Origin of the sequence: Paraburkholderia sp. GAS33, assembly GCF_050436645.1 — a bacterium.
In the GTDB taxonomy this organism is placed as follows: Bacteria; Pseudomonadota; Gammaproteobacteria; order Burkholderiales; family Burkholderiaceae; genus Paraburkholderia; species Paraburkholderia phenazinium_B.
This window is the reverse complement of the sequence record NZ_JBNDMP010000001.1, coordinates 382,857-408,266: the sequence shown is the minus strand read 5'-3', so window position 1 is coordinate 408,266 and position 25,410 is coordinate 382,857. Positions and strand designations below refer to the sequence as shown.

24 protein-coding genes are annotated in these 25,410 nt (G+C 61.1%); 6 read left to right on the top strand and 18 right to left on the bottom strand.

The window, feature by feature from the left end; genetic code table 11:
- The first annotated feature begins 283 nt into the window (after window positions 1–283).
- Window positions 284–1,189 carry a dihydrodipicolinate synthase family protein gene (locus P3T24_RS01880; protein WP_429431895.1) on the top strand — a complete coding sequence of 302 codons (906 nt, stop codon included), beginning with the start codon at window positions 284–286 and terminating at the stop codon, window positions 1,187–1,189.
- 5 nt (window positions 1,190–1,194) lie between these two features.
- Here the strand turns inward: P3T24_RS01880 and P3T24_RS01875 are convergent, their stop codons facing one another.
- Complete coding sequence (locus P3T24_RS01875) at window positions 1,195–1,914, bottom strand: response regulator transcription factor (protein ID WP_074268969.1); 720 nt, start codon at window positions 1,912–1,914, stop codon at window positions 1,195–1,197.
- A gap of 202 nt (window positions 1,915–2,116) precedes the next feature.
- Between P3T24_RS01875 and P3T24_RS01870 the strand changes: the two genes are divergently transcribed.
- Window positions 2,117–3,619 carry an MFS transporter gene (locus tag P3T24_RS01870; RefSeq protein ID WP_429431892.1) on the top strand — a complete coding sequence of 501 codons (1,503 nt, stop codon included), beginning with the start codon at window positions 2,117–2,119 and terminating at the stop codon, window positions 3,617–3,619.
- Window positions 3,620–3,741: 122 nt separating this feature from the next.
- Here the strand turns inward: P3T24_RS01870 and P3T24_RS01865 are convergent, their stop codons facing one another.
- Window positions 3,742–4,014: a hypothetical protein gene (locus P3T24_RS01865; protein ID WP_429431889.1), complete on the bottom strand. Its 273-nt coding sequence runs from the start codon at window positions 4,012–4,014 to the stop codon at window positions 3,742–3,744.
- Between the two features lie 156 nt (window positions 4,015–4,170).
- Window positions 4,171–4,602 (bottom strand): DoxX family protein, encoded by a 432-nt coding sequence (locus P3T24_RS01860; protein WP_074268972.1) that lies wholly within the window; start codon window positions 4,600–4,602, stop codon window positions 4,171–4,173.
- Between the two features lie 264 nt (window positions 4,603–4,866).
- Here P3T24_RS01860 and P3T24_RS01855 point away from each other — a divergent pair, with 264 nt between their 5' ends.
- Window positions 4,867–5,592, top strand: a complete 726-nt coding sequence (locus P3T24_RS01855; protein ID WP_074268973.1) for a DeoR/GlpR family DNA-binding transcription regulator — start codon at window positions 4,867–4,869, stop codon at window positions 5,590–5,592.
- Between the two features lie 6 nt (window positions 5,593–5,598).
- Here P3T24_RS01855 and P3T24_RS01850 read toward each other — a convergent pair whose 3' ends face one another.
- The gene (locus P3T24_RS01850) at window positions 5,599–6,000 is read right to left on the bottom strand and encodes a VOC family protein (RefSeq protein ID WP_074268974.1); all 402 of its coding nucleotides are present in this window, start codon (window positions 5,998–6,000) and stop codon (window positions 5,599–5,601) included.
- 163 nt (window positions 6,001–6,163) lie between these two features.
- On the opposite strand from P3T24_RS01850, the gene P3T24_RS01845 reads away from it, so the two are divergent.
- Entirely contained in the window at window positions 6,164–6,931 is a 768-nt protein-coding gene (locus tag P3T24_RS01845; RefSeq protein ID WP_429431886.1) for an SDR family oxidoreductase, read from the top strand.
- Window positions 6,932–6,938: 7 nt separating this feature from the next.
- On the opposite strand, the gene P3T24_RS01840 is transcribed toward P3T24_RS01845, so the two are convergent.
- The 8 genes from P3T24_RS01840 to P3T24_RS01805 form a co-directional block, all read right to left on the bottom strand.
- Window positions 6,939–9,032, bottom strand: a complete 2,094-nt coding sequence (locus P3T24_RS01840; protein ID WP_429431883.1) for a tetratricopeptide repeat protein — start codon at window positions 9,030–9,032, stop codon at window positions 6,939–6,941.
- A 383-nt stretch (window positions 9,033–9,415) separates the two neighbouring features.
- Entirely contained in the window at window positions 9,416–10,111 is a 696-nt protein-coding gene (locus P3T24_RS01835; RefSeq protein WP_429431880.1) for a head GIN domain-containing protein, read from the bottom strand.
- Between the two features lie 239 nt (window positions 10,112–10,350).
- Window positions 10,351–11,253 carry a hypothetical protein gene (locus P3T24_RS01830; RefSeq protein ID WP_429431877.1) on the bottom strand — a complete coding sequence of 301 codons (903 nt, stop codon included), beginning with the start codon at window positions 11,251–11,253 and terminating at the stop codon, window positions 10,351–10,353.
- A 97-nt stretch (window positions 11,254–11,350) separates the two neighbouring features.
- A complete protein-coding gene (locus tag P3T24_RS01825; RefSeq protein ID WP_429431874.1) occupies window positions 11,351–11,860 on the bottom strand; it encodes a GNAT family N-acetyltransferase in 510 nt (169 codons plus the stop codon).
- Between the two features lie 8 nt (window positions 11,861–11,868).
- Complete coding sequence (locus P3T24_RS01820) at window positions 11,869–12,384, bottom strand: N-acetyltransferase family protein (protein WP_429431871.1); 516 nt, start codon at window positions 12,382–12,384, stop codon at window positions 11,869–11,871.
- Window positions 12,385–12,419: 35 nt separating this feature from the next.
- A complete protein-coding gene (locus tag P3T24_RS01815; RefSeq protein ID WP_429408040.1) occupies window positions 12,420–12,887 on the bottom strand; it encodes a TIGR02594 family protein in 468 nt (155 codons plus the stop codon).
- Between the two features lie 64 nt (window positions 12,888–12,951).
- Window positions 12,952–15,930, bottom strand: coding sequence for a putative bifunctional diguanylate cyclase/phosphodiesterase (locus tag P3T24_RS01810; protein WP_429431868.1), 2,979 nt, complete (start codon window positions 15,928–15,930; stop codon window positions 12,952–12,954).
- Between the two features lie 115 nt (window positions 15,931–16,045).
- Window positions 16,046–16,819, bottom strand: a complete 774-nt coding sequence (locus P3T24_RS01805; protein ID WP_429285892.1) for an N-acyl amino acid synthase FeeM domain-containing protein — start codon at window positions 16,817–16,819, stop codon at window positions 16,046–16,048.
- 316 nt (window positions 16,820–17,135) lie between these two features.
- Between P3T24_RS01805 and P3T24_RS01800 the strand changes: the two genes are divergently transcribed.
- Together P3T24_RS01800 and P3T24_RS01795 are read left to right on the top strand one after the other, a co-directional pair.
- Window positions 17,136–18,437 carry an MFS transporter gene (locus tag P3T24_RS01800; RefSeq protein ID WP_429431865.1) on the top strand — a complete coding sequence of 434 codons (1,302 nt, stop codon included), beginning with the start codon at window positions 17,136–17,138 and terminating at the stop codon, window positions 18,435–18,437.
- A 208-nt stretch (window positions 18,438–18,645) separates the two neighbouring features.
- A complete protein-coding gene (locus P3T24_RS01795; RefSeq protein WP_074268982.1) occupies window positions 18,646–19,002 on the top strand; it encodes a hypothetical protein in 357 nt (118 codons plus the stop codon).
- A gap of 3 nt (window positions 19,003–19,005) precedes the next feature.
- Here P3T24_RS01795 and P3T24_RS01790 read toward each other — a convergent pair whose 3' ends face one another.
- The 6 genes from P3T24_RS01790 to P3T24_RS01765 all read right to left on the bottom strand — a co-directional run bounded on the left by P3T24_RS01790 (window position 19,006) and on the right by P3T24_RS01765 (window position 25,369).
- Window positions 19,006–20,040: an ABC transporter permease gene (locus P3T24_RS01790; RefSeq protein WP_429408046.1), complete on the bottom strand. Its 1,035-nt coding sequence runs from the start codon at window positions 20,038–20,040 to the stop codon at window positions 19,006–19,008.
- A gap of 35 nt (window positions 20,041–20,075) precedes the next feature.
- Window positions 20,076–21,608 (bottom strand): sugar ABC transporter ATP-binding protein, encoded by a 1,533-nt coding sequence (locus tag P3T24_RS01785; protein WP_074268984.1) that lies wholly within the window; start codon window positions 21,606–21,608, stop codon window positions 20,076–20,078.
- Between the two features lie 79 nt (window positions 21,609–21,687).
- Window positions 21,688–22,692: a substrate-binding domain-containing protein gene (locus P3T24_RS01780; RefSeq protein WP_074268985.1), complete on the bottom strand. Its 1,005-nt coding sequence runs from the start codon at window positions 22,690–22,692 to the stop codon at window positions 21,688–21,690.
- Between the two features lie 116 nt (window positions 22,693–22,808).
- On the bottom strand, window positions 22,809–23,837 hold the full coding sequence (locus P3T24_RS01775) for an ABC transporter permease (RefSeq protein WP_429408048.1): 1,029 nt from the start codon (window positions 23,835–23,837) through the stop codon (window positions 22,809–22,811).
- A gap of 93 nt (window positions 23,838–23,930) precedes the next feature.
- The gene (gene rbsK / locus P3T24_RS01770) at window positions 23,931–24,893 is read right to left on the bottom strand and encodes a ribokinase (protein ID WP_429408050.1); all 963 of its coding nucleotides are present in this window, start codon (window positions 24,891–24,893) and stop codon (window positions 23,931–23,933) included.
- Entirely contained in the window at window positions 24,890–25,369 is a 480-nt protein-coding gene (locus P3T24_RS01765; protein ID WP_074268988.1) for an RbsD/FucU family protein, read from the bottom strand. The genes rbsK and P3T24_RS01765 overlap by 4 nt, the downstream gene beginning before the upstream one ends.
- Window positions 25,370–25,410 lie beyond the last annotated feature (41 nt).

The following is a 25,410-nucleotide window of genomic DNA, read 5'->3' as shown; positions in this document are numbered from 1 at the left end:
CGTCCGCCTTGGCGACGGTCGCCCCTGACTTCCATTCCGCGAGCCCGAACGCTTCCGCACAGCGTTGGCTCCGTATGCCGGGAAGCCTCCCTCGCGCGGTCCCGACGCGGTACGCCCAGATCCCCGTAAGACAGCATAGCCACGGGGCATTCAGCGGCCCGGCCGAGCGATTCCCGCATACCGCTTGTGCTGAAATCGTCATCGAAGACGCGCGAATCGCGCAAGACGGCGGCTTTTTCCCTGCTTACACTGCGGTCAACTCATCACATTCAGGAGAGACGTCGTGGCGCACATCTGGGAAGGTGTATTACCCGCAGTCACCACCAAATTTCACGCGGATTTCAGCATAGACCGTGCGTGGACGGCAAAGAATATCGAAGCGCAGATCGAGGCCGGTGTGGATGGCATCATCGTGTGCGGCTCGCTCGGCGAAGCCTCGACCCTGTCGCTGGACGAAAAGCTCGAAGTGCTCGATATCGCCGTGGACGCCTCGCGGGGCCGCGTGCCGGTACTCCTGACAATCGCCGAAAACAGCACGCTCGACGCCTGCCGCCAGGCCGAAGCCGGCACGAAACATGGCGCGGCTGGTTATATGGTGCTGCCGGGTCTGCGCTATCTGTCGGACCGGCGCGAGACGCTGCACCACTTCCGTAGCGTCGCAAAAGCCAGCGCGTTGCCGCTGATGATTTACAACAACCCGCTCGCGTATGGCGTCGACACCACGCCTGAGATGTTCGCCGAACTCGCCGACGAGAAGAAGATCGTCGCCATCAAGGAATCGTGCGGCGACGTGCGCCGGGTCACGGACCTGATCAACGCGGTGGGCGATCGCTACGCGATTCTGTGCGGCGTGGACAACCTCGCCATGGAAGCCACCCTGATGGGCGGTCACGGCTGGGTGGCGGGTCTCGTATGCGCGTTTCCGCATGAGACGGTCGCGATTTACAAGCTGATCAAGGCAGGCCGCGTTGAAGAAGCCCGCGCGATCTACCGCTGGTTTGCGCCGCTGCTCGCGCTCGATGTCTCGCCGAAGCTGGTGCAGAACATCAAGCTCGCCGAAGCGATGGTGGGACTCGGCACGGAGCATGTGCGCCCGCCGCGTCTGCCGCTTGCAGGCGACGAACGCAAGGCGGTCGAAGCGCTGGTTCGCCACTCGCTCGAAACGCGGCCCACGCTGCCGTCGCTCTGAGCAGATCAGGCCGCGGCTTTCTCGATCTCGGCTTCGGCCTGATGCAGGCTTAGCAACCGGTAGCCGCTCTTGTAGACCGGTTGCAGACGAAAGCCGTTGTCCTGATCGATCTCGAGCAGCAGACGCAAACGCGACACGTGGCTGTCGATGGTCCGCGTGAACTCGCGGAATTCGCGGCCCCACACCATCGCGAAGATATGGTCGCGCGACAGCACGCGGCCGATGTTGGCGAAGAACAGCGACGCCAGACGATACTGCGTGCCGGACAGCTGCACGGGCACCCCCCGCAACGTCACCAGCTGGCGATGCGCGTCGAAGTGATACGGGCCGGCGTCGAACGTCGCCACGCTAAGGCGGTCCGGGTAGGCGCGCCGCAGCAGCGCCGCGATGCGCTCGCGGAATTCCGCCGGGCGCACCGGCAACGGCACATAGTCGTCCGCACCCGCCGCGAAGGCGCGCACCGCGGCGGCCTCCGAGCGGTCGTGCGAAGCGAATACCACCGGCATCCGGTCGCCGCCTACGGCGCGCACCGATTTCAGCACGTCGATACCCGATAGACGCATGCCGTTCCAGTCCAGCACGAGCAGGTCGACGGTCGAACGTGCGAGGGCCTTCGACATGCTCAGACCGTCGTCAAAGGTCGCGCAGGTGTGCCCCGCCTGCTGCAGGATCTGTTCGATCGACTGACTCTGCAGGGGGTCGCGCTGAAGGATGGCAATACGCATGAGAAAAACTCTTAACTGTTGGATCGGACGCGATTCTGTTAGTCGCCCGGCCGCCAGCCCATAGGAGCAATCCTAATTTACCCAATGATCGGCATCGTCCGACAGATGAGCCCCGCGTTCTGACGCCGGTGTTCTCCGCCATACATCGACACTTCATGCCGCACCGAAACGTCGGCTGCCGCTGAAGCTTACGATGGGCCTTATGAAAACGACCACCGCCCCCTTCACCCCCGCTATCTCGCGCATTGTCGCGACGGTCAGCGTCGGGTTCGTCGTCACGCAGCTCGACGTGACTATCGTCAACATCGCGCTCGCCAAAATCGGCGGCGATCTGCACGCGGACGTCACGGGCCTGCAATGGATCGTCGACGCCTACGCGCTGGCTTTTTCGGTCCTGATGCTGTCCGCCGGCGTGCTCGGCGACCGGCTCGGCGCGCGCCGCATGTATGCCGTCGGCATCGTGATCTTTGCCCTCGCGTCGCTCGCCTGCGGGCTCGCGTTCGACGCCACTATGCTCGTGGCAGCGCGGGCGCTGCAGGGCATCGGCGCCGCCGCGATGCTGCCCAACTCGCTCGCGCTGCTTAACCAGGCCTGCGGACACGATCCAAAGTTGCGGGCGCGCGCTGTGGGTCTTTGGACCGCGGCAGGCGCTGTTTCGATTGCGGCCGGACCGGTGATCGGCGGTCTGCTGATCGCGGGCTTCGGCTGGCGCAGCATCTTTCTCGTCAATCTGCCGATTTGCGCAGCCGGCCTGTTCGCGACCTTCGCCTGGGTGCCGCGGCCGGATGCGACCGCCATCCCGAACACAACCGTCCCAGGAAATGCACAATCCACCGCACAGGCTGCCCCGCAGCCACGCAGCGTCGACCTGCCCGGCCAATTACTGGCGATCGTCGCGCTAACGGCATTTACCGGCGCAGTTATCGAAGGACGTCCGCTCGGCCTCAGCCATCCGCTGGTCGCAGGCGGCTTCATCCTCGCCGTGATCGCGGTCATTGCGTTTGTGACGGTGGAAGCGCGCGTGGCTACCCCGATGTTGCCGCTCTCGCTGTTCCGCAAGCGCACCTTCAGCGCTGCGGTGCTGTTCGGCATCTGCGTGAATCTGACGTACTACGGCATGGTGTTCGTGCTGAGTCTGTATCTGCAACACGTGCGGGGCTACACGCCGCTCGAGGCTGGATTGGCGTTCCTGCCGCTGACCGGCGGATTCCTCGCTTCGAATGTGCTTAGCGGCTGGGTGGTCGGGCGCTATGGCGTGCGTGTGCCGATGATCTGCGGTGCGCTGACCGCTGCGCTCGGATATGGGCTGCTGCACCTGGTGGGCGCAACGACGCCGCTGATCGGGCTGCTGGTGCCGTTCCTGCTGATTCCGTCGGGCATGGGCCTCGCGGTACCGGCCATGACGACCGCTGTGCTGGCGTCGGTGGAACGCCAGCGTGCCGGCACAGCGTCAGCAGTATTGAATACCGCGCGGCAAGCAGGCGGTGCTGTGGGTGTCGCCGCGTTCGGCGCGCTGGTGAGCGGAGCGGGCGCGGCGCATATCGTGTTCGGCATGCAGGTCGCTACCGCGATCTCGACGGGTCTGTTGCTCGCCGCCCTCGTGCTCGGGTGTCTCGTCCATCCGGAACCGCATGCACAGCAACCGGAGAACGATGGCCGCAAGGAATCATCGGGACGTCGTCTGCGAGCTATTGATCGCGGTTAGCACCGCTAGCGCACAATTCAGATCCATCCCCTGAAAGCACAACGCCCACGCTGAGCCCAGCGTGGGCGTTGTGCGTCGCGGCGAACCAGGCAGCAGTGGACCGTCCGCCTATGGCCCTACAGCTACAGCGAGGTCTCCTGAATCTCACCGGATTCGAGCGCGCGCGCAATCAGGCCCTCGCTTTCCACCTTGCCGATCGCATCGGCAATCAGCTTGGCCGGTTCTTCAATCTCGGCCTTGATCGTGCTGATCAAACCGGACGCGTCGAGGACCACCAGCGTTTTCGCGGAATCGGCGAGGCTGATGATCACACGATGCGGCGTCGGCCCTTCGCCGAGGCTCGCGCAAAACTGCATGACGTTGCCACCGATCGTTTGCTCAAAATTTTGAATCATTGTCGACTCCCTTGAAGACACCCTGAATCGGAACGGCATGTTGGATGGAACATGCCCTGCGCAAACGGTCCTGATGCAGCTATCCCAGCAGCAACCTCCGTACCGGGCCCAGTAAACGCCGCTTTGCTCACGCTCTCGCGCTGGGAACGCGATTCCTCAGCGCCCCAGACCGCTACGCGGCGCGCGGGCGCCGTCGATACTGATACGGCCCGCACCCGTCACGAACAACAGCAGGAAACCACCCGCAATGCCGATGTTCTTCCAGAAGTGAATCACCATGTCATGCTGCACCACGGCATCCGTCACATTCCAGAAATCGTGTCCGAGGACGGCTGTTGCGACCGTGTACACCGCCATGATGAGCGCCAGCGGGCGAATCTTGAAGCCGAGCACGAGAAACAGGCCGCCGAGCGCCTCGACCGCAGTGGCAAGCGGTGCAGCAATCTGCACGAACGGTACGCCCTTCGAATGCAGATAGCCCACGAAACCCGCGTAACCCAACAGTTTCATCACGCCGCCCCAAAGGAACAAAACGGCAAGGGCAAGACGTGCAATGAGGATTACGCCGGAATCGACGGGTCGCGTCATGAGAAAGGGCTCCTGTGAACAGATAAGCAAAAGACCGGGCGATGCGCTGTCAGTTCCCGGAAGGTGCATGTCAGAATATGTGCATTGACTCGCTTCTCCAAGCGAAAACGCGTCACGTCGTGCCCTGATACAGAGAATTTTTCCCTTCGAAAAGCGTCCGATTACACTCCTGATTACTCGCCGCGCGCGTCCGGTCTTGTTATAATCCTTTCACGATTCCGAACAAAATATAACGAACCCATTGCGTCAGGGCCCGGGACTTCCATGCTGAAAACTGACCGCCTGCGCGCGCTCGCTGACGCGCTGGGCAGACAAAACGTGATGCGCCTGCGCGATGCCGCCGCACTGCTCGGCGTGTCGGAAATGACGGTGCGCCGCGACGTCGCCGCAAGTCCGGGGCAATTCACTTATCTGGGCGGCTACATCGTCAGCGCGACTGACGTACCCAACACCGCCGGGTATTCGCTGGAGCAGGAGAAGGACCACTTCGCGCAAGCCAAGGCTGAGGCCTCGGCGTTCGCCGCGAAGCTGATCGCCGACAACGAAACGCTCTTCATCGACTGCGGCACCACCCTCACCACATTGGCGCGGCTGATTCCTGCCGAGCGGCACGTCACCGTGGTCTGCTACTCGCTGAACGTCGCGGAGATTTTACGGCGCAAACCCAACGTGCGGATGATCCTGCTGGGCGGCGTGTATGTACCGTCATCGGATTCGTTCGCCGGGGAAGAAAGCATCGAGATGCTGCGCCGCATGGGCATCAACAAGGCGTTCATTTCAGCAGGCGGAGTAGATCCGGCACGCGGCGTCACCTGCTGGAATTTTCATGAGGTCGCGCTCAAGCAGGCGGCCATGGCGAGTGCGGTGGAGCGGCATCTGGTGGTCGATACGAGCAAGTTCGGCGCGGTTAAAGCGGTCCGGTTCTCGCAGGTCGACGATTTCGATTCGATCATCACCGAGAAAGGCCAGGAGTTGCGCCGGCGCAAGTGAGCGCGATCACGGATACGTGGCTACTTCAATCAGGTTGCCATCCGGGTCGCGGCAATACACCGAGGTCATCGGACCACGCGCACCGGATCGTGCCACCGGGCCGGCCTCGATTTCGATACCGTGTGCCAGCCAATGCGCCTTGACCGTCTCTGGATTCGCCTGCGTCACGAAACACAGATCGGCGCTGCCGGCTACTGGCGCGACGCCGGTAAACCATGCCACCGTATCCGCATCTTTCGGCCGCAGATTGATCTTATGCGAGCCGAAATGAACGGCGACCCGCACACCGGTGCGCGAATCGAAATCGATACGCTGCATGCCCAGTGCGCGGACGTACCATTCAGCACTGGCCTCCACATCCGCTACATTCAGAACGATGTGGTCGATGCTGTCTATCGAGAAGCTCATGATCGTCGAAAGTAAGTTGGTGCATCATCAGGTTGAAGTGAGCAGCAGCCTGCCGGAGGATGCGTCGGCAGCGCCGGCCAGGTGGGTGCCACTCCTGAAAAGTACCACGTGGAGGAGATTTGCATCGGCTCACTCCTGAATACCCGTCAAAAAGGAAACCCAGATGACTCAGCTATTTGATTTGAGCGGCCGCACTGCCCTCGTCACCGGCTCGGCGCGTGGCATCGGCTTCGCGCTCGCTGAAGGGCTTGCCGCCGCGGGAGCCCGCGTCGTATTGAACGGCACGCGCGCCGATACGGTCGCTCAAGCTGTGACGCGACTCAAAGACAAGGGCCTCGACGTCCAGGGCCGTGCCTTCGATGTAACTGACGAACAGGCTGTGGCCGACGCATTCGCGCAGTGGGACACAGACGGTATAAAGATAGACATCCTGATCAATAACGCCGGCATCCAGTTTCGCAAACCACTCGTAGAGCTGGAACTGAGCGACTGGCAGCGTGTGATCGACACCAACCTCACGAGCGCCTTCATTGTCGCCAGGCAGGCCGCCAAACGCATGATCGCGCGTGGCGCGGGAGGCAAAATCGTCAATATCGGCTCGATTATCAGCGAGAACGCGCGTGCCACCGTGGGCGCGTACGCGGCAGCGAAAGGCGGCATCAAGATGCTCACCAAGGCCATGAGCGCCGAGTGGGCGTCATCGAACATTCAGGCCAATGCGATTGGGCCCGGCTATATCCTGACCGATATGAACAAGGCGCTGGTGGAAAACGCAGCGTTCGATGCGTGGGTCAAAAGCAGCAACCCATCTCAGCGCTGGGGTACGCCCGAGGAACTCGTCGGCACCGCGGTGTATCTTTCGTCAGCGGCATCGAGCTACGTGAATGGCCAGATCATTTACGTCGATGGGGGTTGGCTCGCAGTGCTGTAAGCGATCCTCAGCTCTCCAAAGCAAGCGGCGCCGCGAATTCCACCATACACGCTTCACGAACCCGCTCGACCACCGCGGGCCAGCTTTCGCTTGCCGCTTGCCGGAACAGTCGCACCGTGTGCGGATACCACGGCGAGTCGCTGCGTTCGTGCATCCATCGCCAGTCGATACCGTGCCCTGGCAGCATGATCCAGCAAGGCTTGCCCATCGAGGCAGCCAGGTGACCAATCGACGTATCGACGCAGATCACCAGATCGAGCTGCGCGATGATCGCAGCGCTATCGGCCAGATCCGCTACTTCCGAGCCGAGATGCAGCAGTGGCTGCCCATCTGGAGGACACTGCGCCTCGTCTTCGGCCTGTCCTTTCTGCAGGCTCACGAACTGGACATCCGGCAAACTCCACAGCGGCGCCAGCGTTGTCAACGACGGTAGCGACCGGTTGGCGTCATTGTGATGTCGCGGGTTGCCTTTCCACACCAGCCCGACCTTGTGCCCTGCGGGCAGCACCGCGAGCCGCGAGCGCCACTGATCGAGAAGCGGCTCGGCGAGCTTCAGGTGACCGGCAGGCGGAATGGTGTCCGGGGTGGTATGCAGATGCAGCGGCGCACTGAGCAGGCTGGTCCAGCGGTCGAATCCGGACGCCAACCGCAACCCGCATTGATGGTCGAGCACCGCATCGACACCCTCCACCGCAGCCATCAGGCGGTGCAGCGGGGCCATGCAGACAACCGTAATCGTGGCCGCGCCCCGTGCCTTGAGGAGCGGAAGATAGCGGCTAAACTGCAGCACATCGCCGAGGCCATCCTCTTGCCAGATCAACAACGACTTGCCGGCGAGGTCATCGCCACGCCAGTGCTGACAGGGCAACATCGCGACAGTCTTCGGGTGGATATAGTCCGGCTTCTGATAGCGAGACTCATAAAGCCGCCAGCCCTCTTCGAACGCACCGGTGCTGAGCAGCAGTGTCGCGAGAGCGAATTTCGCATCGGCATAGTCTGGGCGGATCGCGATCGCCTGCCGGTATGCTGCTTCGGCTTCCTCTAGCCGGTTGAGCTCCTTGCGGACGTTGCCAAGGTTGTAATGGGCCTCGACGACATTGGGACGCAGCGCGATCGCCTGCTGGTATGCAACAGCAGCTTCCGACCAGCGCTCGAGTACCTGGAGGACACTGCCCAGGTTGTTATGCGCTTCGACACCGTTCGGATTGATGTGCAGCGCCTCGCGATAAACCGCCTCCGCATCGGCGAGCCGATTCATCCCGTGCAGCACGATGCCAAGGTTGTAGCACGCCTCCGCGTAATCGGGACGCAGCGCTAGCGCCTGCCGGTAGCAAGCCTCGGCTTCGGGCAGCTTTTTGAGGTCGGCCATTACGGTGCCGAGATTGTTGTGCGCCTCGGCGTAGCCCGGACGGATCGTCACGGCCAGCCGGCAGGCGAGTTCCGCTTCGGATAGCCGCGTGAGCAGCTTGAGCACGCTGCCCAGGTTATTGAGCGCCTCGGGATACTGAGGGCGGATCGTCAGCGCCTGACGGTAAGCCTGATCCGCCTCGGGCAAGCGGCCCAGTTCCTTGAGCACGTTGCCCAGGTTGTTGTGCGTCTCGGCAGAACCGGGCCGCAACGCCAGCGATTGCCGGTAAGCGGCCTCTGCCTCATGCAAACGGCGCAGCTCGTAGAGGACGATGCCCAGGTTGTAGTGCGCCTCCGCGTAATCGGGACGTACGGCGAGCGCCTGCCGGTAGGCCGCCTCTGCGTCAGGCAGACGCTTGAGACCACACAGCACTGCACCAAGGTTGTTATACGCCTGGGCCTGATCGGGGCGGATGGCCACGACGCTGCGGAACATTGCCTCCGCTTCGGACAGGCGGCCAAGCCCCTTCAGCAACATGCCGAGGTTGTTATAGCCATCTGCGAAATCGGGCTTTAGCGCGATCGACTCGCGCCAGTACGTCTCCGCTTCGGTGGACCGGTTCAGACCGTGCGCCGCGATTGCGGCGACGCTAAGTGTTCCGACGAGTACGGGTACGGCGACGCTGGCACGCGTTTCAAGGATAGGCTGTACCAATGCCAGCGCCTCGGCGAATTTCCCGGTGGAACAGAGCATAGCCGCGGACTGTACGGTTTCTGCATGGGAGGGCGCGAGCGTCGATGCCGGAGTCATGAATAGGGGTTGCCGATGTCAGCGTCTGTAAGGTCAGGGAAAGCGATTTGCTAGCAGCAGGTTCAACGCGCACGTGTCGTGCGGATGCGCCCACTGCTGACGGAACGCCCCAAACGCAGGTTAAGGCAATTGAGGCTAATGCGATGGGAGGAAATGAACGTGTTGGAGCACGTTATTCAGGGGATGGGGGTGTAGAGGACCGCACGGCTGAGTCTGCAGTTGCTCCAGTGCGGTACCCACAGACACCTTACGCCTGTAAGGCCTATGCAGGAGTGGAGACGGTCTGTCCGCGTAGTCCGGCGGAGGCGATTCGCACTACCCGATAGCTATTCGAAATGCACATCCCCGGAGCCGGTCCGGTTCACTATTTTCGTTGGTGGATTGCCAACAATCCGAACGTCACCGGATCCCGTTAGAGAGACGATTGCCGTGTTCGCCGCATATCCGCGCAAATCGCCGGAGCCCCTCATACTCGCATTCAGCGTTTTTGCATGGACCGAACGCGCGTCTACTCCGCCCGAGCCTTTGATCGAGACATTGACCGTGGCGACCTGGCCCGACGCCACGATCGAGCCAGAACCGGAGACGTCGAGGTTCAGAGAATCGCCGCTGAGGCCGGAAGCATTCAGCGATCCCGAACCCGACAGACTCACCGCGAGCAGCGAAGGACTGGTAACCGTCACCTTGATCGGCCTCCTCAGCATCACCGAATCCGTAAGCTGGATAGTCAATACATTGTCTTTCACGGTCGTAAGCACCAGTGGCACGACATCGGCCGGACCGGAAACCGTAACGGACGTATTCGCGCCGGTAGAAAAAGTCACATCCACGGGCGCACGCAAGTCAATGCCCGAAAACTTGCCGGGCTGGCGCGCTTCCGACTTATCTGCGCCTGCGCCGGGGGACACCGCTACCGGTGAATCGACACGCATGATGGCGCCGTTGTTGCTCTGGGCTAGCGCAACACTGGCGAGGATGCTGCCAGCCGCTACGACGGCCAGGCGAACGATGGACGGTCTCATAGTTCTCCCGATCACTTCAGTCAAGTCAAGTCAGTCTGAAACAGCTCCGGTTGCAGATCATGCACCTCACGAGCCGGTCGCGTCAAACCACTAGATGCTTGAGATTTCGACGGCCTATGAGAAGCGAAGCAGTGTGCAGGCCTAACGATCGCTGCGCAGCGGACCGTAGAGCGCGCTGTCCGGCACTTCGCGGCCGACAATCCAGCGCTCGGCAAGCCGATGGAGAGCAGCGCTTACCCTCATCCGAGCATGCCGTATAGCGGCTTAGCTTTGCCGGCAAACCAGTCCTTCAGCGACTCGTCGTCCCAACCTTCCGCTATCGCAGCCGCTTGCCGAAGCCACCCCGCGCCCTCCTCTCGCCGCTCAAGTCCGAAAAGCGCTTGCGCCGACTCAAGCATCAGGAAGGCACGATCGACGTCTTCGCTGCCATGGGTTTCAATCAGCTGCCTGCCGCGCTCCGCCGCTTCAAGTGCCTTTGCGAATTCGCCAAGACGATTGAATACCAGCGCACAAAGGTAATCCGCCCGCTCGTGATTGACCCACGTTCCCGCGCGATGCCAAAGCTCGCGCGCGGCAAACGCTCCGTCTGTCATCGCCTCTCGAACCTGAGACTGCGCTAGCGTTTCATCATCCAGTTCGAGCAGCGCGGAGACGATGTTGTTCAGGCTTGCCGCCACGAGCGCGTCGGCATCCTTTGTTTCGTCCCATTGTCTGACCGCTGCCAGTACGGTCTGCAAGGCAATGGCTGCGTCGACCGCACGCTCGCGTATCGGCAAGAAGCTGAGCGCTGCTACGCGCACGACCATCGTGGCCTGATCCGGTCGCAATCCGTGCTGTGTCATCCGGCGCTCCAACTTGAGGCCAGTCAGAAGATCGCCGCTGAGATGTGCCGCCACCGCCGCATTGCGCAATGCGGCGAGGGGTACGGTTTCATGAGCCGAGGATGCTTTGACAATCAGCTCGTACGCCTCGCTCCAGCGTTGATATTTTTCGCCAATCACGTGAACGCAAAGCCACGAGAAGCGCCCTAGCTGATCGGCAGGTACTGGCGACTGAGCGATGTGCCTAAGCTGGCCGGCGGCAGCTTCGGGTTCGTCGTCGTGGTTCTGCATTAGCAGGCTGAGTTCTTCTGCGACCGTCATCGTGCGTATTCCCTTGTTGGCAATCGGAACATTCAAACAGCGTGGCGCTTGTGGTGTTTAACGGCGGGAGCTGGCCGGCACATCGCGTGGGTTGCCCTTACGCGTCAATCACCTTGAGCATTTGCAGGCAGGGATTACTCGGCGCCCAAAGCTCGGGGAACACTTCGATGGACATAAAACCCTGCCGTTCGTAAAAGCCGCGCGTCAATGCATAGTGAGGATTTGCGCTAGTGGCCGCGATTGTCTTCACCTGCAAAAAGCGCGCGCCGCGCTCGGCAAGCCAATGCTCGACATGCTTCAAAAGCTGCTTGCCGTGGCCCTTGCCTCTCGCGTCAGCGTGCACAGCTACACAGTGAATTTCCCAAGCTTGCGGGAAATGCTCGCGTAACGTCAAGAAGCCGATAATCCTGTCTGCTTCGTGGAGTACAAAGGTAGGCAGCGTTGCCGTGTCACGGACATACTGCACCAAAGATTCTTCGATTCCGAACCATTCCGGCACGCTGCGCAAGATGGCTTCACACGCAGCTTGCACATTGTCTTTCGGACCTTCTATATGCGTGTTGAATTGATCAGGCTTTGACAAAGGACGGTTCATGCGATTGTTCATTCATTCGATCAGTCACTCAAAGCGCGATGGTAACGAAGTTCAACAAGCGACGCACCACCGATTTGCGTTGACTTGCTCGAACCATCATGAACAAAGCCCAGCTTTCGGTAAGCCGCTATCGCGCGATGATTCTCCGCCAATACCCAAAGCGCCACGTGCTCATATCCCGCGTCTCGCAGCTGCATCTTTACTGCATCGCTCAAGCGCCGGCCCACTCCTTTGCCCCACCACGACGGCAACACATAGAAGGCTTCCACTTCGGCCCATTGACTGTCCTTGTCCTCATCGCGGCTACGGCCAAACGCGATCCAGCCGACGAGCACGTGGCCGGTGTGCGCAAGCAACACGCGGATGCGCCCATTTCCAAGCGCCTTCTGCCATCCAGCGGTGCGCCCTGCGACGGTCAGGTCGTTTAGAAACTGCTCCGGAATGATTCCGATGTAAGCGGCCTGCCATGTCGCCACGTGGACCGTCGCGATCGCCTCGGCATCTTCGAGATTTGCTTCGCGCACTTCAATCGACATCGATACGGTTTCCTGATTATTTGCAGCGGTCCAAATTATCTAAAGACACCGCCCGCTGGCCAGCGATAACCCAACACCGACTCACGCGGATAGGCGTTTTCGCAGACGCGACCCAACTGGTTGCCGCCCCACAGGTAAACGTTTTGCGCATCCTCGCGCAAGAAAAAGCCAACATGCCCTTTCCAGCTATCGGGCTCGTCACGATACAGCACGGCAACGCATCCTAAAGCCGGTTGCCCGAGCGCCTCACCCCACTCAAGCCACGAACGGGCTAATGCCGATCCAGTCCCAGCGATGTCAAGTTGCGCCAGACACCAGTTCACGAACGACGAGCACCATGAGGCTTTATCGTCATAGCCGCGAATATTCGTGTGCCAATGGTATTCGGTGATGCGTGGATTGCTTTGTCCCAGCGGATACTGGGCCACGCCAGTTTCCCCGCGGGCGACGGCAAGCCAGGGTGGCCCCACGCCCGCATCGGGTTGGTATTGAAGATCGTCCATGGATCAAATTGCAAAGGAAACGACGCCTACCCTACACTTGCGTGCCCGCTCAATGCAAGTCCGCTCAATGCAAGCCGGCTCGCACGCGAATTTCATATTCTTCTTCGATACGCGGCGCGGGTTCGAGCAGGCTATTGACGAAATCTTGAGTGGCGGGATCTTCGATGAAGCTCGCGGCCGAACCGGCAGTCAGAATCGCGGCGCTTTCCTGCGGTCTCGCGATAACATACCCCTGCACGTAGTCCACGCCGATCTCTTTCAGCGCGCGCAGCGTATCGGCATCTTCCACCCACTCGGCAATGCTGCGCATGCCGAGGTTTCGCGCAAGCGCGACGATCGCCTCCACAATCGCCGTATCCGCAGGATGCGCGCACATCGTACGAATGAACTCACCGTCGATTTTCAACGCGTCGGCCGAGAGATCCTTCAGATACTTGAACGATGTATAGCCTGCGCCAAAATCATCGAGCGCAATCTTGCCGCCCATATCGTGGACGCGGGCAATAAAGCGCTGTGTATTCTCAAGATCGTGCAGCGCCACGCTTTCGGTGATTTCGAGGCACAGGTAGCGAACAATCGGGCGATAGCGTGCGAACAGCGCAAAGATGTCTTCCATGAACTGCTCGTCGTTGAGCGAGCCGCCGCTCAGATTGACGCAGACAAAACGCGTCTTCGACAACGCATGCCGGTTGGTCTCGATCCAGTCGAGCACAGTAGCAAGCACCCATTTGTCGATGGCCGCAATATTGCCGGACTCTTCCGCCGCCACGATCACCTTGCCGGCCGGCAGCGTCGTACCATCCGGCGCGCGCCAGCGAAGCAGCACTTCGAAATCGAGCGAAGCGGTCGGCGCCGCGAGCGACATGATCGGTTGCATCACCAGGAACAGACCAGGCGGCAGGCGGTTTTGACCCAGCGTCTCGACCAGCATCAGTTCCTTGGCGCGTTCCTCGAAGGCGACCGCGCCCTTGCGATACGTGACGAGATGCCCGTGTGCCACGTTCTTCGCCTCACGGCACGCACCGTCTGCGTTGGATAGCGCGTCCTGCACGCGTACGCCGTGCGAGCACTCCACCAGTCCGATCGACGCCTTGACCTGAAACGCGCAATTGCCTACCTGATACGGCGCGGCACTGAGCACGGTGACCAGCTCGCGGCATTGCTCGATCGCATCGTCGATACCCGTATTGCTCATCACACAGATAAACTCGTCGCCACCGATCCGTCCCACCGAATAATCGGACCTCACCACCGAACGGGTACGCGCTGCAACCTGCTTGAGCACCTCGTCACCGGCGCGGTGACCAAACAGATCGTTGACGAGCTTGAAGCGGTCAAGATCGATATACGCGAGCGCCCACGGTGCGTTTTCGTCGCTTTGTTCGGCGATGGCCCGCTCGACTCCGCGGCGATTCAGCGAGGCGGTTAGCGGATCGTGCTCCGCGAGAAAATGCAGCCGCTCGATAGCCTTCGAGCGCTCCGTCACGTCCTGCAACGATGCTTCGATCCAGCCGTTCGAATGCGTGGCCTTGAGCGAATAGCGCCGCTCAGCCGTGCCGGTTTCGAGCGAGCCGCCCAGTTCGAGTTCGGCCTCACTGCCCTTCTGCGCCAGCGCCTGCAATGAACCCCAGGCGCCCGGTTCGAAATAGTCCTTCCAGTGACGGTCCCTGTATTCGCCCTTGCGCATATCGAGCATCGCACGCAACGCGGGATTGGCCCGCACGAAACGTCCGTTCTCGTCCAGGGTGAAGAGACCGATCGGCGCAACATCATAGGTATTGCGCAACTCCGTCTGCATGCGGCGGCGGCGCTCGCGATCGGCACGCATCTGCTCCGCAATCGCGAATGCAGCCATCATGCTCGACGACAGCGCTGCGATCACGGGATTCACGCCGCCAAACAGCAGCTTGATGCCGAACGCCGCACCCAGCACCTCGGAGAAGATCGAAAACAGCACGACCGCCATCGACGCTACGTACCACAGCACAGTACGCGAACGCGTTGTCCACACCAGCCGCGCAAGCAGGAAAATCAGCACGACCATGCCCAGGCTGCTGAGCGCCCACAGCACCGGGATGAACTGCGCATAGCGCAGCGTGGCGGCTGCCACGAGCATCAGAAGACCGTTGTATTGCACGATCCGCAGCATCCAGCGAAAGCCTTCTCCTTTCAGCTCGCGGCGGAACAGTTGGCCGAATAAAGCTACCGTGAGCATGTAGTACACGGCGAAGGTGGCCTGACGCAGCAACTGCATGTGATCGGGCGGAATGATGCGGCCGATCCATTCCATGTCCCAGCCCATCGCATTCGCACAGAGCCGCAGATTGCCGACGAGCCACGCCGCGAAAATCACATACGTCCATTCACGATTGATCAGCGCGGTCACGAAGACGAACACAGCCAGCGTCAACAGACCGCCCGCGATCAAAGCCGAGTTTTCCTGGAAGTCGAGCGCTGAACGATCGAGGTCGTGCGCGCTCCAGGCAAGTGCGTTCAGATACGCAGGACCCGAAAATGTCCCGCGGCACAAGACAGCACTTGGGGCAGACACCGGCGCGTCGACGGCGAGCTCAAACCCCGCCTTGATCGGGCTGATCTTGCCGCTGACACCCCGGCGATCACCTTGCCCAAGCGGCGCCAAAGTCGATGCGTTCCAGCACGCGATTGTCTGTGCGTGACGAGACGGAAATTCAATCAGCGTGGGCTGCCCCGATTTGATGACGGGTACGTCGAACAAAAACCAGAAAGGAGTTTCGGCGAGCCGCGTGCTGTAGCGCCGCGTAGAAGGCGCCTGCAATTGCCCGCTCAGGGCTTGCAGCGCCTCGGCCGGCGTAAGCGAACTGGTCTTGTCAGGGAGGACATGAAGATTCACAACAAGCGAGCCGTTCGACTCGAATTGTCTTGGCGCCCACAGAAAAGCGACGACCGTCGCGGCCGCGATGAGTCCCGGCACGAGATACACCGAGAATGCGAACAGCAGCCAGTCGATGAACGACCCCGCACGCATGTACCTCGATCGCGAGAAGAAAGTCGCCAATTCCATACCTGGAATTCCCCTAGTGCGGCAGTGCTTCTATTTGGGCAATGACAGAGCCTGAATGGCTCCGCCATCGCCACACTCCATTAGTTGGCCTGCCGGATGGCCGGACTATGTTGTTTTAGCTACTTTGAGCAATTTGCGAAGCCTCCAGGCATCCTACCGTTTCTCGCGCAAAAGATAAATCTACCGGGGATAAATCGATGTCCGGGTGGTGTGTTTCAAACACGTACTGGAACAGCGGGTGCTGAACCGCCGCCCATCGCTGGCGAGCTACCGCCACGGGCTTGGCCAAAACCCGGTGAGGTAATCCGCCTACATGCGCCATTGGCAAAAACTGATTTTTTGCGAAAACGTCGTCGAAAAGCATGGCTTCGTATTCGCGATCCAATGGAGTGCGCGCAGTAATCACCATCCAGTCGATCTGCTGTTGCTGGCAATATAAAAACAATGCCTTGCACAACCCGATCTTTACCATCCGTCCCATTACCCCGCCGGCCACTCCCAGCCGGGTCGCCTCCGCCATGCGGGTACCCTGCAACCAGTCCGGCAATTCAACTGATTGCTCGACCGCCAGTGGTGCAAACTGGTTGGTCTGGATGCGCATGGTCCCGAGTGGGCCCCCGTCCAGCTTCGATTCCGCGAGAAGCACGGCCGTGCCGGCCGCGTAATCGCCTATTTCTATCGTCATTTGGCGGGCGAAGTCAGGCAGATGCCTGCTGTAAGCCATTTGGCGCATTTCGACAGCTTTTTGAAGGGATTCTTCGTCCGCGACGATTCGAATGGTAAACGGCATTCTTTCGGTTTTTTTCACCGGCAGGTTCAAATCTACCGAGTCGGCGGCCCGTCCGTTGTGCGATTCGGAAATTAATACTGCAGGATTGAGTCGATCCATTTTGTAACCCCAATTGAGCGATAAGAGAAGAAATCGCCGCACTGGGCACGCCATATATCCGTGCTTCAGCACGACAAACTAGACTCTCATGAACTCAAATTTACGTGTGAGTCCTATCTAATCTTTCTGGGTAACTTACTGAATTGCCTTACCGGCGGGCGATCCGCGCGAAAGCCGAAGCGAGGCGCAAACGTTATCGTCCGATTGCTGCACGATGAGCGCGAGCGGGATCGTCGGACTTGCACTAAACTTGGCGGCTTTTTAGCAATGCGGCGGCGCATGCATGGCGTCGGATCCGCAACCGACTTCGCAATCAATGAACCCTCAGCCCGCAGAGCCCCCCGCAGATTCGAATCCCACTCCCTCCAGCGAATCACGCGCCGCGACAACCGGCGCTACGCTGCAAAGCTTGCCGCGCAGCAGGCCCTTTCAGCGCTTCTGGTGCACCCGCGTACTTTCTTCGCTCTCCGTCCAGATGTTGGCAGTTGCCATGGGCTGGCACATCTATGCGATCACACATAGCGCCTTCGCCCTTGGCCTGCTCGGTCTTGCGCAATTTCTGCCGATGTTCACGCTAACCCTCGTGGTCGGCCACGTCGCCGACCGCTACGACCGCCGGCGCATCGCCGCCGTCTGTCAAAGCATCGAAGCCGCTGCTGCGTTGCTGTTTGTGTTGGGCACCTTTGGCGGATGGCTGGGCGCACCTGTTATCTATGCGCTCGCTGCTTGCGTCGGCGCCGCGCGCGCCTTCGAATCACCCGCGGTGTCTTCGTTGTTGCCGGGCGTCGTGCCTCGCGCCCAACTGCCCCAGGCGACCGCATGGGCAACCTCGGCCGGCCAGACCGCGCAAATCGTCGGCCCGGCGTTGGGCGGCCTGCTGTATGGCGTTGGCCCTGGGTTTGCGTACATCGTCTGTACGTTCACGTTTGCATTGGCGGCGGCGATGGTCTGGGCTATTCCGTTGCAGGCGAAGCCACCCACGCGCGCACCCGTTACCCTCGAGTCGGTATTTTCAGGCATCGCTTTTATCCGCCAGCAACCAGTCATTCTCGGCGCGCTGTCTCTCGATTTATTCGCTGTCCTGTTTGGCGGTGCGACCGCGCTGCTGCCGATCTTCGCGCGCGACATCCTGCATGCCGGACCGCTCGGACTCGGTCTGTTGCGCTCGGCGTCCGCCATCGGGGCGTTGAGTGGCACCGTCTGGCTCGCGCATTTTCCACTGCGTAATCGGCCAGGGGCGGCCATGTTCGGCGGCGTGATTGCGTTCGGCGTGGCGACCATCGTGTTCGGCCTCTCGCATCAATTTCTGCTCTCGTGGCTCGCGCTGGCGGCGCTCGGTGCATCGGACGTGATCAGCGTGGTCGTGCGCAGCTCCTTAGTGCAACTACGCACACCGGACGGGATGCTTGGACGCGTGAGCGCGGTCAACGCGCTGTTTATCGGCTCATCGAATCAGCTTGGCGAATTCGAGTCCGGGTTGACCGCCGGATGGTGGGGTGCGCAACCTGCCGTGCTGGTGGGAGGCGTCGCCACCATCGCGGTTGCCCTGCTCTGGATGAGGTTATTTCCGGCCCTGCGAAAGGTGCAATCGCTCGAGCACGAAGAGGTCAGTTCGTAAGATCTGCCAGGAAAATATCTGTTGCGCATACGCAACGTCAAGCGGGAGCGAGTCGGCGTTCCGCGACGGGTCAATTTTACCGATCCACTATGTGGCAGGACAAAATGCCCGTCGCGCAGGTACAGCAACCTTTGCGATCGCACCTTTCTGCAGAACCTCAGTCAAACTTTTTAGCATTGGTCCGAGACTGACGCGAACAGGAGGAGACATGCAGACTGCTCACCACTCTCATCACTTTCATCTCGAGCTACGCCACGCAACGGTACCCACCTACGTGACCAGCTATCTCTTTCCGATCCTGCTGCTTGCCTACGAGGCGTACCGGGTCGGGCGATGGATCTACGATTACGGCATGAACTTCGCGAACTTCAAGTACATGGGCTATGAATTCCTGCTCATGCTGACGTTCGTGGGCCTGCAGATTTTCGTCGAAGTGGTGTTTCTGGCCTGCGCGGGTATCACCCGCCACCCGGACTTCGAGCACCGGGTCGCCAATGTTCTAACGGGTATCGGTTGCTCGCTCGTGGTGATCGGTTTCGATCTGGCGTTGCAGCACGCGTTTTAACGCTCAGGACTTTCGCTGCAGGGCGAACAGTGTGCCGGCGATCAGAATGAACGCGCCGATGATCACTTTTTGCCACGTGCTGGGCACGCCGATGAGGATCAGTACGTTGTTGATCAGCGTGACCAGCACGACGCCCAGCAGCGTGCCGACCACGGTGCCCGTGCCGCCGGTAATGCGTGCGCCGCCGAGAATCACCGCGGCGATCACATCGAGCTCGGAGCCGACCAGGTCGAATGGGTTTGCGAGCCGGTTATTCGACACGTGCAAGATCCCCGCGATGCCCGCCAACATGCCCGTATAGCCGAACACGAACAGGTGGATCGCGCGTACGTTGTAGCCGAGGCGCTCCGCAATCGCGAGGCTGCCACCCATCGCATAGACACCGCGGCCCATCATGGTCCGGTTCAGCAGCCACCAGGTCACCACGGCCGCCAGCACCAGCGCCAGCACCGAAACCGGCAGCACTGCGCGCAAACCGTCCGCCGTCTGATAGAAAAACAGCGGGATGCGCCCAAAGCGATCCATGCTGTGCGGGATGTTCATGAAGAACGTCGTGCCGATGAAAGTCAGCAGGATGCCGCGATACAGATATTGCGTGCCGATCGTGACGATCAGCGAAGGCGCTTTGAGCCGGTGCACGAGCATGCCGTTGATCAGGCCAAGTAGTGTGCCGCCCACTGCGCCGGTGATCAGGATCAACGCAAACGGCTCATCGGGCCACCATGCGAACACGGCCTTGGTGATCCCATACATCGTCAGCGCACCAATCGCCGTGAACGACACGTCGATGCCGCCCGAGGCCAGCACGACCAGCGTGCCAAGCGCAAACAGCGAGACCGTGGTCGCCGAATGCAACGTGTCGAATAGCGTCGCAAACTGGAAGAAGCGCGGATTGATCGCGCCCACGACGACGCACATCACCACGATCAGCCCGAAGGTGAACCACTCAGGGTTACGCGCCAGTTTGGCCCGCAAGCCAAGCGGTTTGACCTGCGGGGCAATTTCGACGACGGATGGTGTGGTCATGGTCTGGTTCATGCGCGGGTTCATGCGTGTAACGTCCCTAACGTCCTTTAAGCGGCTTCCGACAGCAGCGCGTGGTACAGGTCGGCTTCTTTCATCTGGTCGGCCTGGTATTCGTTCGCGACGCGTCCCTTCTTCATCATCAGTATGCGATCGCAGTTCTGCAGCAGTTCGGGCAGGTCGTCGCTGATCAGGATAATGCCAATGCCGCGCTGCGACAGCCGCTGCATGATGCGGTAGATGATGTCCTTGGAGCCGACGTCCACGCCCACGGTCGGGCCGTGCAGGATCAGCACGCGCGGATCGATGGCGAGCCAGCGGCCAATCAGCACGCGTTGCTGATTACCGCCCGAGAGCGACTGCACTGGCTTGTCGACATCGGGCGTGGCGATCTGCAATTCCTTGACGGTCTCCACGGCGAGCGCCTGCGCCCGGGCGCGGTCGATCTGGCCGAAGCGGTCGCGCAGGCCGGAAATCATCGCGGTGATTACGTTGTCGCGAATCGGCTTGTCGAGAAAGAGCCCTTCATTCAGGCGGTCTTCCGGCACATAGCCGATACGGTGATCTTTCGCCTCCGAGGGCGTACGCAATGTAATGCGCTTGCCGTCGAGCACGACCTCGCCATGCTGCGCAGGCGCCACGCCGGCCAGGGCTCGCGCCAGTTCGTTGCGGCCCGAATCCAGCAGCCCCGTCACGCCGAGAATCTCGCCGCGATGAAGTGCAAACGACACATCGGCGAATTGCCCGGTGCGGGTAAGGCCGCTCACATCCAGCACGACCTCTGCACCAAAACCGCCTTCGCGGTAACGCTCGCTCGACAGATGCCGGCCCGTCATCAATTCGCTGATCTGCGCCTTGGTGTAGTTCGTGATCGGCCCTTGCGCCATGGTCTGGCCGTCGCGCAGCACGATCACTTCACCGCCGATTGCATAGCATTCGTCGAGCTTGTGGCTGACGAACAGAACCGTCACACCCTGCGCACGCAGATTGGTTAGCACTGCAATCAGGTTGTCGACTTCCTTTTGCGTCAACGAAGTCGTAGGCTCGTCCATGATGACGAACTTCGCCTCGCTCGCAATGGCTCGCGCAATGGCCACGAGCTGGCGCGTCGCGAGCGGCAGCTGTTCGATCAGAGTTGCCTGGAAATCCGCATCGCCCGGCAGACCGACCGACTCGAGCGCGCGCGCAGCCGTCTTCGCCAGGGCACGCCGGTCGAAGGTGCGGGCCAGACGGCCGTTATGCGTGGCCAGCTCCGAGGTCAGCGCAACGTTTTCGACCACGCTCATATTCGGCAGCAGGGAGAGATCCTGGTACACCGTCTCGATCCCGGCCGCGAGCGATTCGAGCGCCGAGAGGCGCGCATGCGACACGCCCTCGATAATGAGCTCGCCTTCATCGGGCGGCTGCGCGCCTGAGATAATCTTGATCAACGTGCTCTTGCCGCAGCCGTTCTCGCCGAGCAGATGATAGATCTGCCCACGCTGGAACGACAGGCTCACGCCACGCAATGCGTGCACGCCGGTAAAGCGCTTGTGCACGCCAACAACCTGCAGGAACGGCACGGAAGCAGCGTCTGAATTCATATTCCAATCGCAAACTTAAGAAATGCACCCGCACGTGGAACCCACGCGCGGGCACACCGTTACAGAGGAATCTACAAGCTTAGAACGAGTAGTTCTTGTAGTTCGACTTGTCGACGTCAACCCAACCCTGGCCGCGCACGATGATGCCCTTGCCCGGACCCTTGGTGACGGTCACCTTGGTGTAGCCCGGAATGCCGAGGTTGTCGCCGTCATGCACGGTCTGGCCGTGGATCAGCATCAATGCGATCTTGTTCATCGCAATGCCAGCAAGCTTCGGATCCCAGAACGAAATACCGTTGATGGCGCCGCTTTCCAGGAACTTGCCCGCCTCACCCGGCAGACCCGTGCCGTACACGCAAATCTTGCCCTGCAGACCCGCTTCTTCAACGGCGCGGCCAATGCCGATCACGTCCAGCGATGACGAACCCTGGAAGCCCTTCAGGTCGGGATGCTTGCGCAGCACTTCCTTCGCGACTTCATAGGCGCGCTCGCCGTCGTTATTGGTTTCGAGCTTCGGCTCGACCAGATCCATCTTCGGATACTTGGCCTTCGCGTTGCCGATCCCGCCGTCGGCCCACTGCACCTGCGAGCGGCTGCCGAGCGAGCCCACCAGCACGGCCCATTTGCCTTCGTCGTGCATGCACGAGGCCAGGTGTTCGTTCAGGTTGGCGCCATAGGCCGTGTTATCGAATGCTTCGATGTCGACCATGGTGTTCTTTTCATTGTCGGCCTCGTGCGTGACCACCTTGATGCCGCGGTCCATCGCCTTCTTCAGTACGGGTTCGAGCGTCGGCGGATCGTACGGCACCACTGCCAGGGCATCGACCTTCTTGGCGACCAGGTCTTCAATGATCTTTAGTTGCTGTGCTGCGTCCGCCTGGCCCGGGCCGGTCTGATAGGCCGTGACACCGGGGTTGTCTTTCGCGAACTCCTTGACGCCTTCGTCCATCCGGTTGAACCAGTTGATGCCGGTCACCTTCACCACTGTCACGATCGTGACATTATTCGCCGCCTGCGCTGCAGCGATCACGCCTACCGTGAGGACACCCGCGGCGATCGCGGCGCTCAATCGAGTCAATTTCATACCAAGTCTCCATTTTTCTTTCGATGTCGCCCTGCTTCACGGTTGCGGACATCCAGGGCCCCGATGTACGCCGTGTACTAAACCTTGCCTATGTGCCGATGCTCACGCTGAGCTCACTAACGCCGCGTGGACGGATCGGATCGCGTGAAGCCGAAGATCGCGCTGACCCGCTCGCCGCCACCAAACGCCAGCGACAGCAGCAACAGAAAACCCCATGCGCAGTCGCCGAAGAATTGCGACACGCCCAGCAGATTGAAAAGGCTCGCGAGGAACTGCAGCACCGTCGCCGCGAAAAACACGGAGATAATGCGGCCGCGGCCGCCAGCGGGATTCACGCCGCCCATCACCGCGATCAGGATCGAGATCAGCAGATACGAATTGCCGTAGTCCCACTTCGCGCTCGACGTGTGAGTGGCGCTGATCAGGCCGGCGAGCGATGCCAGCACGCCGCACATCGTGTAAGTCACGATCAGCATGCGGTCGCGCGGAATCCCGGCGTAGAAAGCCGCCTTGGGGTTGGTGCCCATCAGATACAGCCGCAAGCCGAACGGACTGCGCTTAAGCAGCCAGCCGAGCACGATGATTGCGGCGATGAAGATGACGAACGAGACCGGCACCTGGAACCACGTGCCGTTACCGATATCCGAGAGCTGATCGACATACTCGACCGGCACCGAGGCGCCGTTGCTCAACACGACCGCAATGCCGGTGAACAGCAACTGGGTGCCGAGCGTGCAAAGAATGGGGGTGAGCCGCAGCTTCGCAATCACGATGCCGTTCAGCAGGCCGCCGAGCAGTCCCATGACGACCGTGATCACACAGAAGACCGCTGTGTAGGCGACGGGCGAGGCATCGCTGCTGATGAGCTTCGGCAACGCCAGCGCGGCAACCATGCCCGACAGATTGGCGAGGCCGACGCCCGACAGGTCGATACCGCCGTTGCCGGAGATCATCGAGAGCATGATGCCGAGCGCGAGCAGACCGAGCTCGGGCAACTGGCTGCCCATCGACTGCAGATTGTCGATGTCCACGAACTGGCCGTGCGACAGGCCTGTGGCCACCAGCACGACAAGCACGTTGACGATCAGCAGGAAATTCAACTGCCGGTCGGAGAACAGTTTTCCAACAGCGAACGAGGACTTCATGGTGAAGACAGACTCCTTCAAACTGCATCGGACTTCAGTGAGCCTTTGAAGCGCGTCTAAAGCGGCCTCAAAATGCACCTTTGGTACGCAGGCTTATTGCGCAGACGCCGGTTGGCCCGACTGACTCAATACCTGATTCACTTCGCTCAAGGTCGGCATGGACGGCGCCGTACCGGGCCGCGTGACGGAGATGCCAGCCAGCGCACAGCCGAAGCGCATCGCTTCCACGGGATCGGCGCCGCGTGCCAGCGCAGCTGCAAAGCCGCCCGTGAAGCCGTCGCCTGCGCCAGCCGTTTCCACGACACGGCCGCACTGGAACGCCGGCACGAGTACCGATTGCGTGGCCGAGTGCAGCAACGCACCCGCTTCGCCCAATGTGACGATCACGGTGCCGACGCCTTTAGCCAGCAGAACGTCAGCGGCACGACGCGCGTCGTCGGCGTTCTGGATCGGCACGCCCGTCAACGCGGCGGCTTCCGTTTCGTTCGGCGTGATGTAGTCGCACAGCGGGAAAATATCGTCGTCGAGCGGTAACGCGGGCGCCGGGTTGAACACGGTGGTGACGCCGTGCCGGCGCGCCACTTCGAGACCGCGGCGCGCGGCAGAGATCGGCTGCTCCAGTTGCGTCACGAACACCTGCGCAGCGGCAATATCCGCTTCAATCGCGTCGACGTCGCTCGCGTTCATCGTGCCCGCAGCACCGGAAGCGACGATGATCGCGTTACGGCCGTCGGTCTCGTCGACAAAAATATGCGCCGCTCCCGTCGACACGCCCTCTACGGCAGTCGCGCGTGCCGTGATGCCTTCGGCAGCCCACGTCGAGCGGGCGATCGCGCCGAACGCATCGTTGCCGAGGCGCGTGCAGAACACCACTTGTGCGCCAGCGCGCGCCGCCGCAACCGCCTGATTCGAGCCCTTGCCGCCCGGGCCCATCGCAAAGGACGAGCCCGCGATGGTTTCGCCGATCAGCGGCATACGTTCGGCGCGGAAAGTCAGATCGGTCACATAGATGCCGAGAATGACAACGCGCCCATTCGCCTGGGACTGCGTACTCATTTGCTGCGCTCCGTCGCACTGGGCGCGTCCGGCGCCAGCAACACACCCTTCTTGAACACAAAGCAGCCGTACCCACGCTGCTCGCCGGTCGCGATCACGCAATACGCCTGCTTCGCCCGCTCATAGAAAGCGAAGCGTTCAATCGAGGCAAATGGCACATCGCGCCCTTCGGCGGCGTTCACTTCAGCTTGCGCCTCGCGTTGCACGGCAGGAATCGTGTTCGGCTCGCCGACCACTTCCATGCGCAGCGCCGGATCGTCGACGAAGCTATCGAGCGGCATGACAGACAGCACCGCGCGAACCGCGCTCGCCGCATCCGCGCCGTCGAAGCGCAGCAGTTTGCCCAGCACCGTTTCACGCGCAACGGAATCGCCGGGGAAATTCGCATCGCAAATCACCACTTCGTCGCCGTGGCCCATCGCGCGCAGCGCGTACAGCACATCGGCGTTCAACAGCGGGTCCAGATTCTTCAGCACAGTGTCTTCTCCATGTTCTATCGGACTGCCATCGGATCAGC

Excerpts from the sequence above, each read along its gene's own strand:
- P3T24_RS01875 (WP_074268969.1), bottom strand. The coding sequence starts at position 1,914 with ATGCGTATTGCCATCCTTCAGCGCGACCCCCTGCAGAGTCAGTCGATC.
- P3T24_RS01870 (WP_429431892.1), top strand. The coding sequence starts at position 2,117 with ATGAAAACGACCACCGCCCCCTTCACCCCCGCTATCTCGCGCATTGTC.
- P3T24_RS01865 (WP_429431889.1), bottom strand. The coding sequence starts at position 4,014 with ATGATTCAAAATTTTGAGCAAACGATCGGTGGCAACGTCATGCAGTTT.
- P3T24_RS01860 (WP_074268972.1), bottom strand. The coding sequence starts at position 4,602 with ATGACGCGACCCGTCGATTCCGGCGTAATCCTCATTGCACGTCTTGCC.
- P3T24_RS01855 (WP_074268973.1), top strand. The coding sequence starts at position 4,867 with ATGCTGAAAACTGACCGCCTGCGCGCGCTCGCTGACGCGCTGGGCAGA.
- P3T24_RS01850 (WP_074268974.1), bottom strand. The coding sequence starts at position 6,000 with ATGAGCTTCTCGATAGACAGCATCGACCACATCGTTCTGAATGTAGCG.
- P3T24_RS01845 (WP_429431886.1), top strand. The coding sequence starts at position 6,164 with ATGACTCAGCTATTTGATTTGAGCGGCCGCACTGCCCTCGTCACCGGC.
- P3T24_RS01840 (WP_429431883.1), bottom strand. The coding sequence starts at position 9,032 with ATGCTCTGTTCCACCGGGAAATTCGCCGAGGCGCTGGCATTGGTACAG.
- P3T24_RS01835 (WP_429431880.1), bottom strand. The coding sequence starts at position 10,111 with ATGAGACCGTCCATCGTTCGCCTGGCCGTCGTAGCGGCTGGCAGCATC.
- P3T24_RS01830 (WP_429431877.1), bottom strand. The coding sequence starts at position 11,253 with ATGACGGTCGCAGAAGAACTCAGCCTGCTAATGCAGAACCACGACGAC.
- P3T24_RS01825 (WP_429431874.1), bottom strand. The coding sequence starts at position 11,860 with ATGAACAATCGCATGAACCGTCCTTTGTCAAAGCCTGATCAATTCAAC.
- P3T24_RS01820 (WP_429431871.1), bottom strand. The coding sequence starts at position 12,384 with ATGTCGATTGAAGTGCGCGAAGCAAATCTCGAAGATGCCGAGGCGATC.
- P3T24_RS01815 (WP_429408040.1), bottom strand. The coding sequence starts at position 12,887 with ATGGACGATCTTCAATACCAACCCGATGCGGGCGTGGGGCCACCCTGG.
- P3T24_RS01810 (WP_429431868.1), bottom strand. The coding sequence starts at position 15,930 with ATGGAATTGGCGACTTTCTTCTCGCGATCGAGGTACATGCGTGCGGGG.
- P3T24_RS01805 (WP_429285892.1), bottom strand. The coding sequence starts at position 16,819 with ATGGATCGACTCAATCCTGCAGTATTAATTTCCGAATCGCACAACGGA.
- P3T24_RS01800 (WP_429431865.1), top strand. The coding sequence starts at position 17,136 with ATGAACCCTCAGCCCGCAGAGCCCCCCGCAGATTCGAATCCCACTCCC.
- P3T24_RS01795 (WP_074268982.1), top strand. The coding sequence starts at position 18,646 with ATGCAGACTGCTCACCACTCTCATCACTTTCATCTCGAGCTACGCCAC.
- P3T24_RS01790 (WP_429408046.1), bottom strand. The coding sequence starts at position 20,040 with ATGAACCAGACCATGACCACACCATCCGTCGTCGAAATTGCCCCGCAG.
- P3T24_RS01785 (WP_074268984.1), bottom strand. The coding sequence starts at position 21,608 with ATGAATTCAGACGCTGCTTCCGTGCCGTTCCTGCAGGTTGTTGGCGTG.
- P3T24_RS01780 (WP_074268985.1), bottom strand. The coding sequence starts at position 22,692 with ATGAAATTGACTCGATTGAGCGCCGCGATCGCCGCGGGTGTCCTCACG.
- P3T24_RS01775 (WP_429408048.1), bottom strand. The coding sequence starts at position 23,837 with ATGAAGTCCTCGTTCGCTGTTGGAAAACTGTTCTCCGACCGGCAGTTG.
- rbsK (WP_429408050.1), bottom strand. The coding sequence starts at position 24,893 with ATGAGTACGCAGTCCCAGGCGAATGGGCGCGTTGTCATTCTCGGCATC.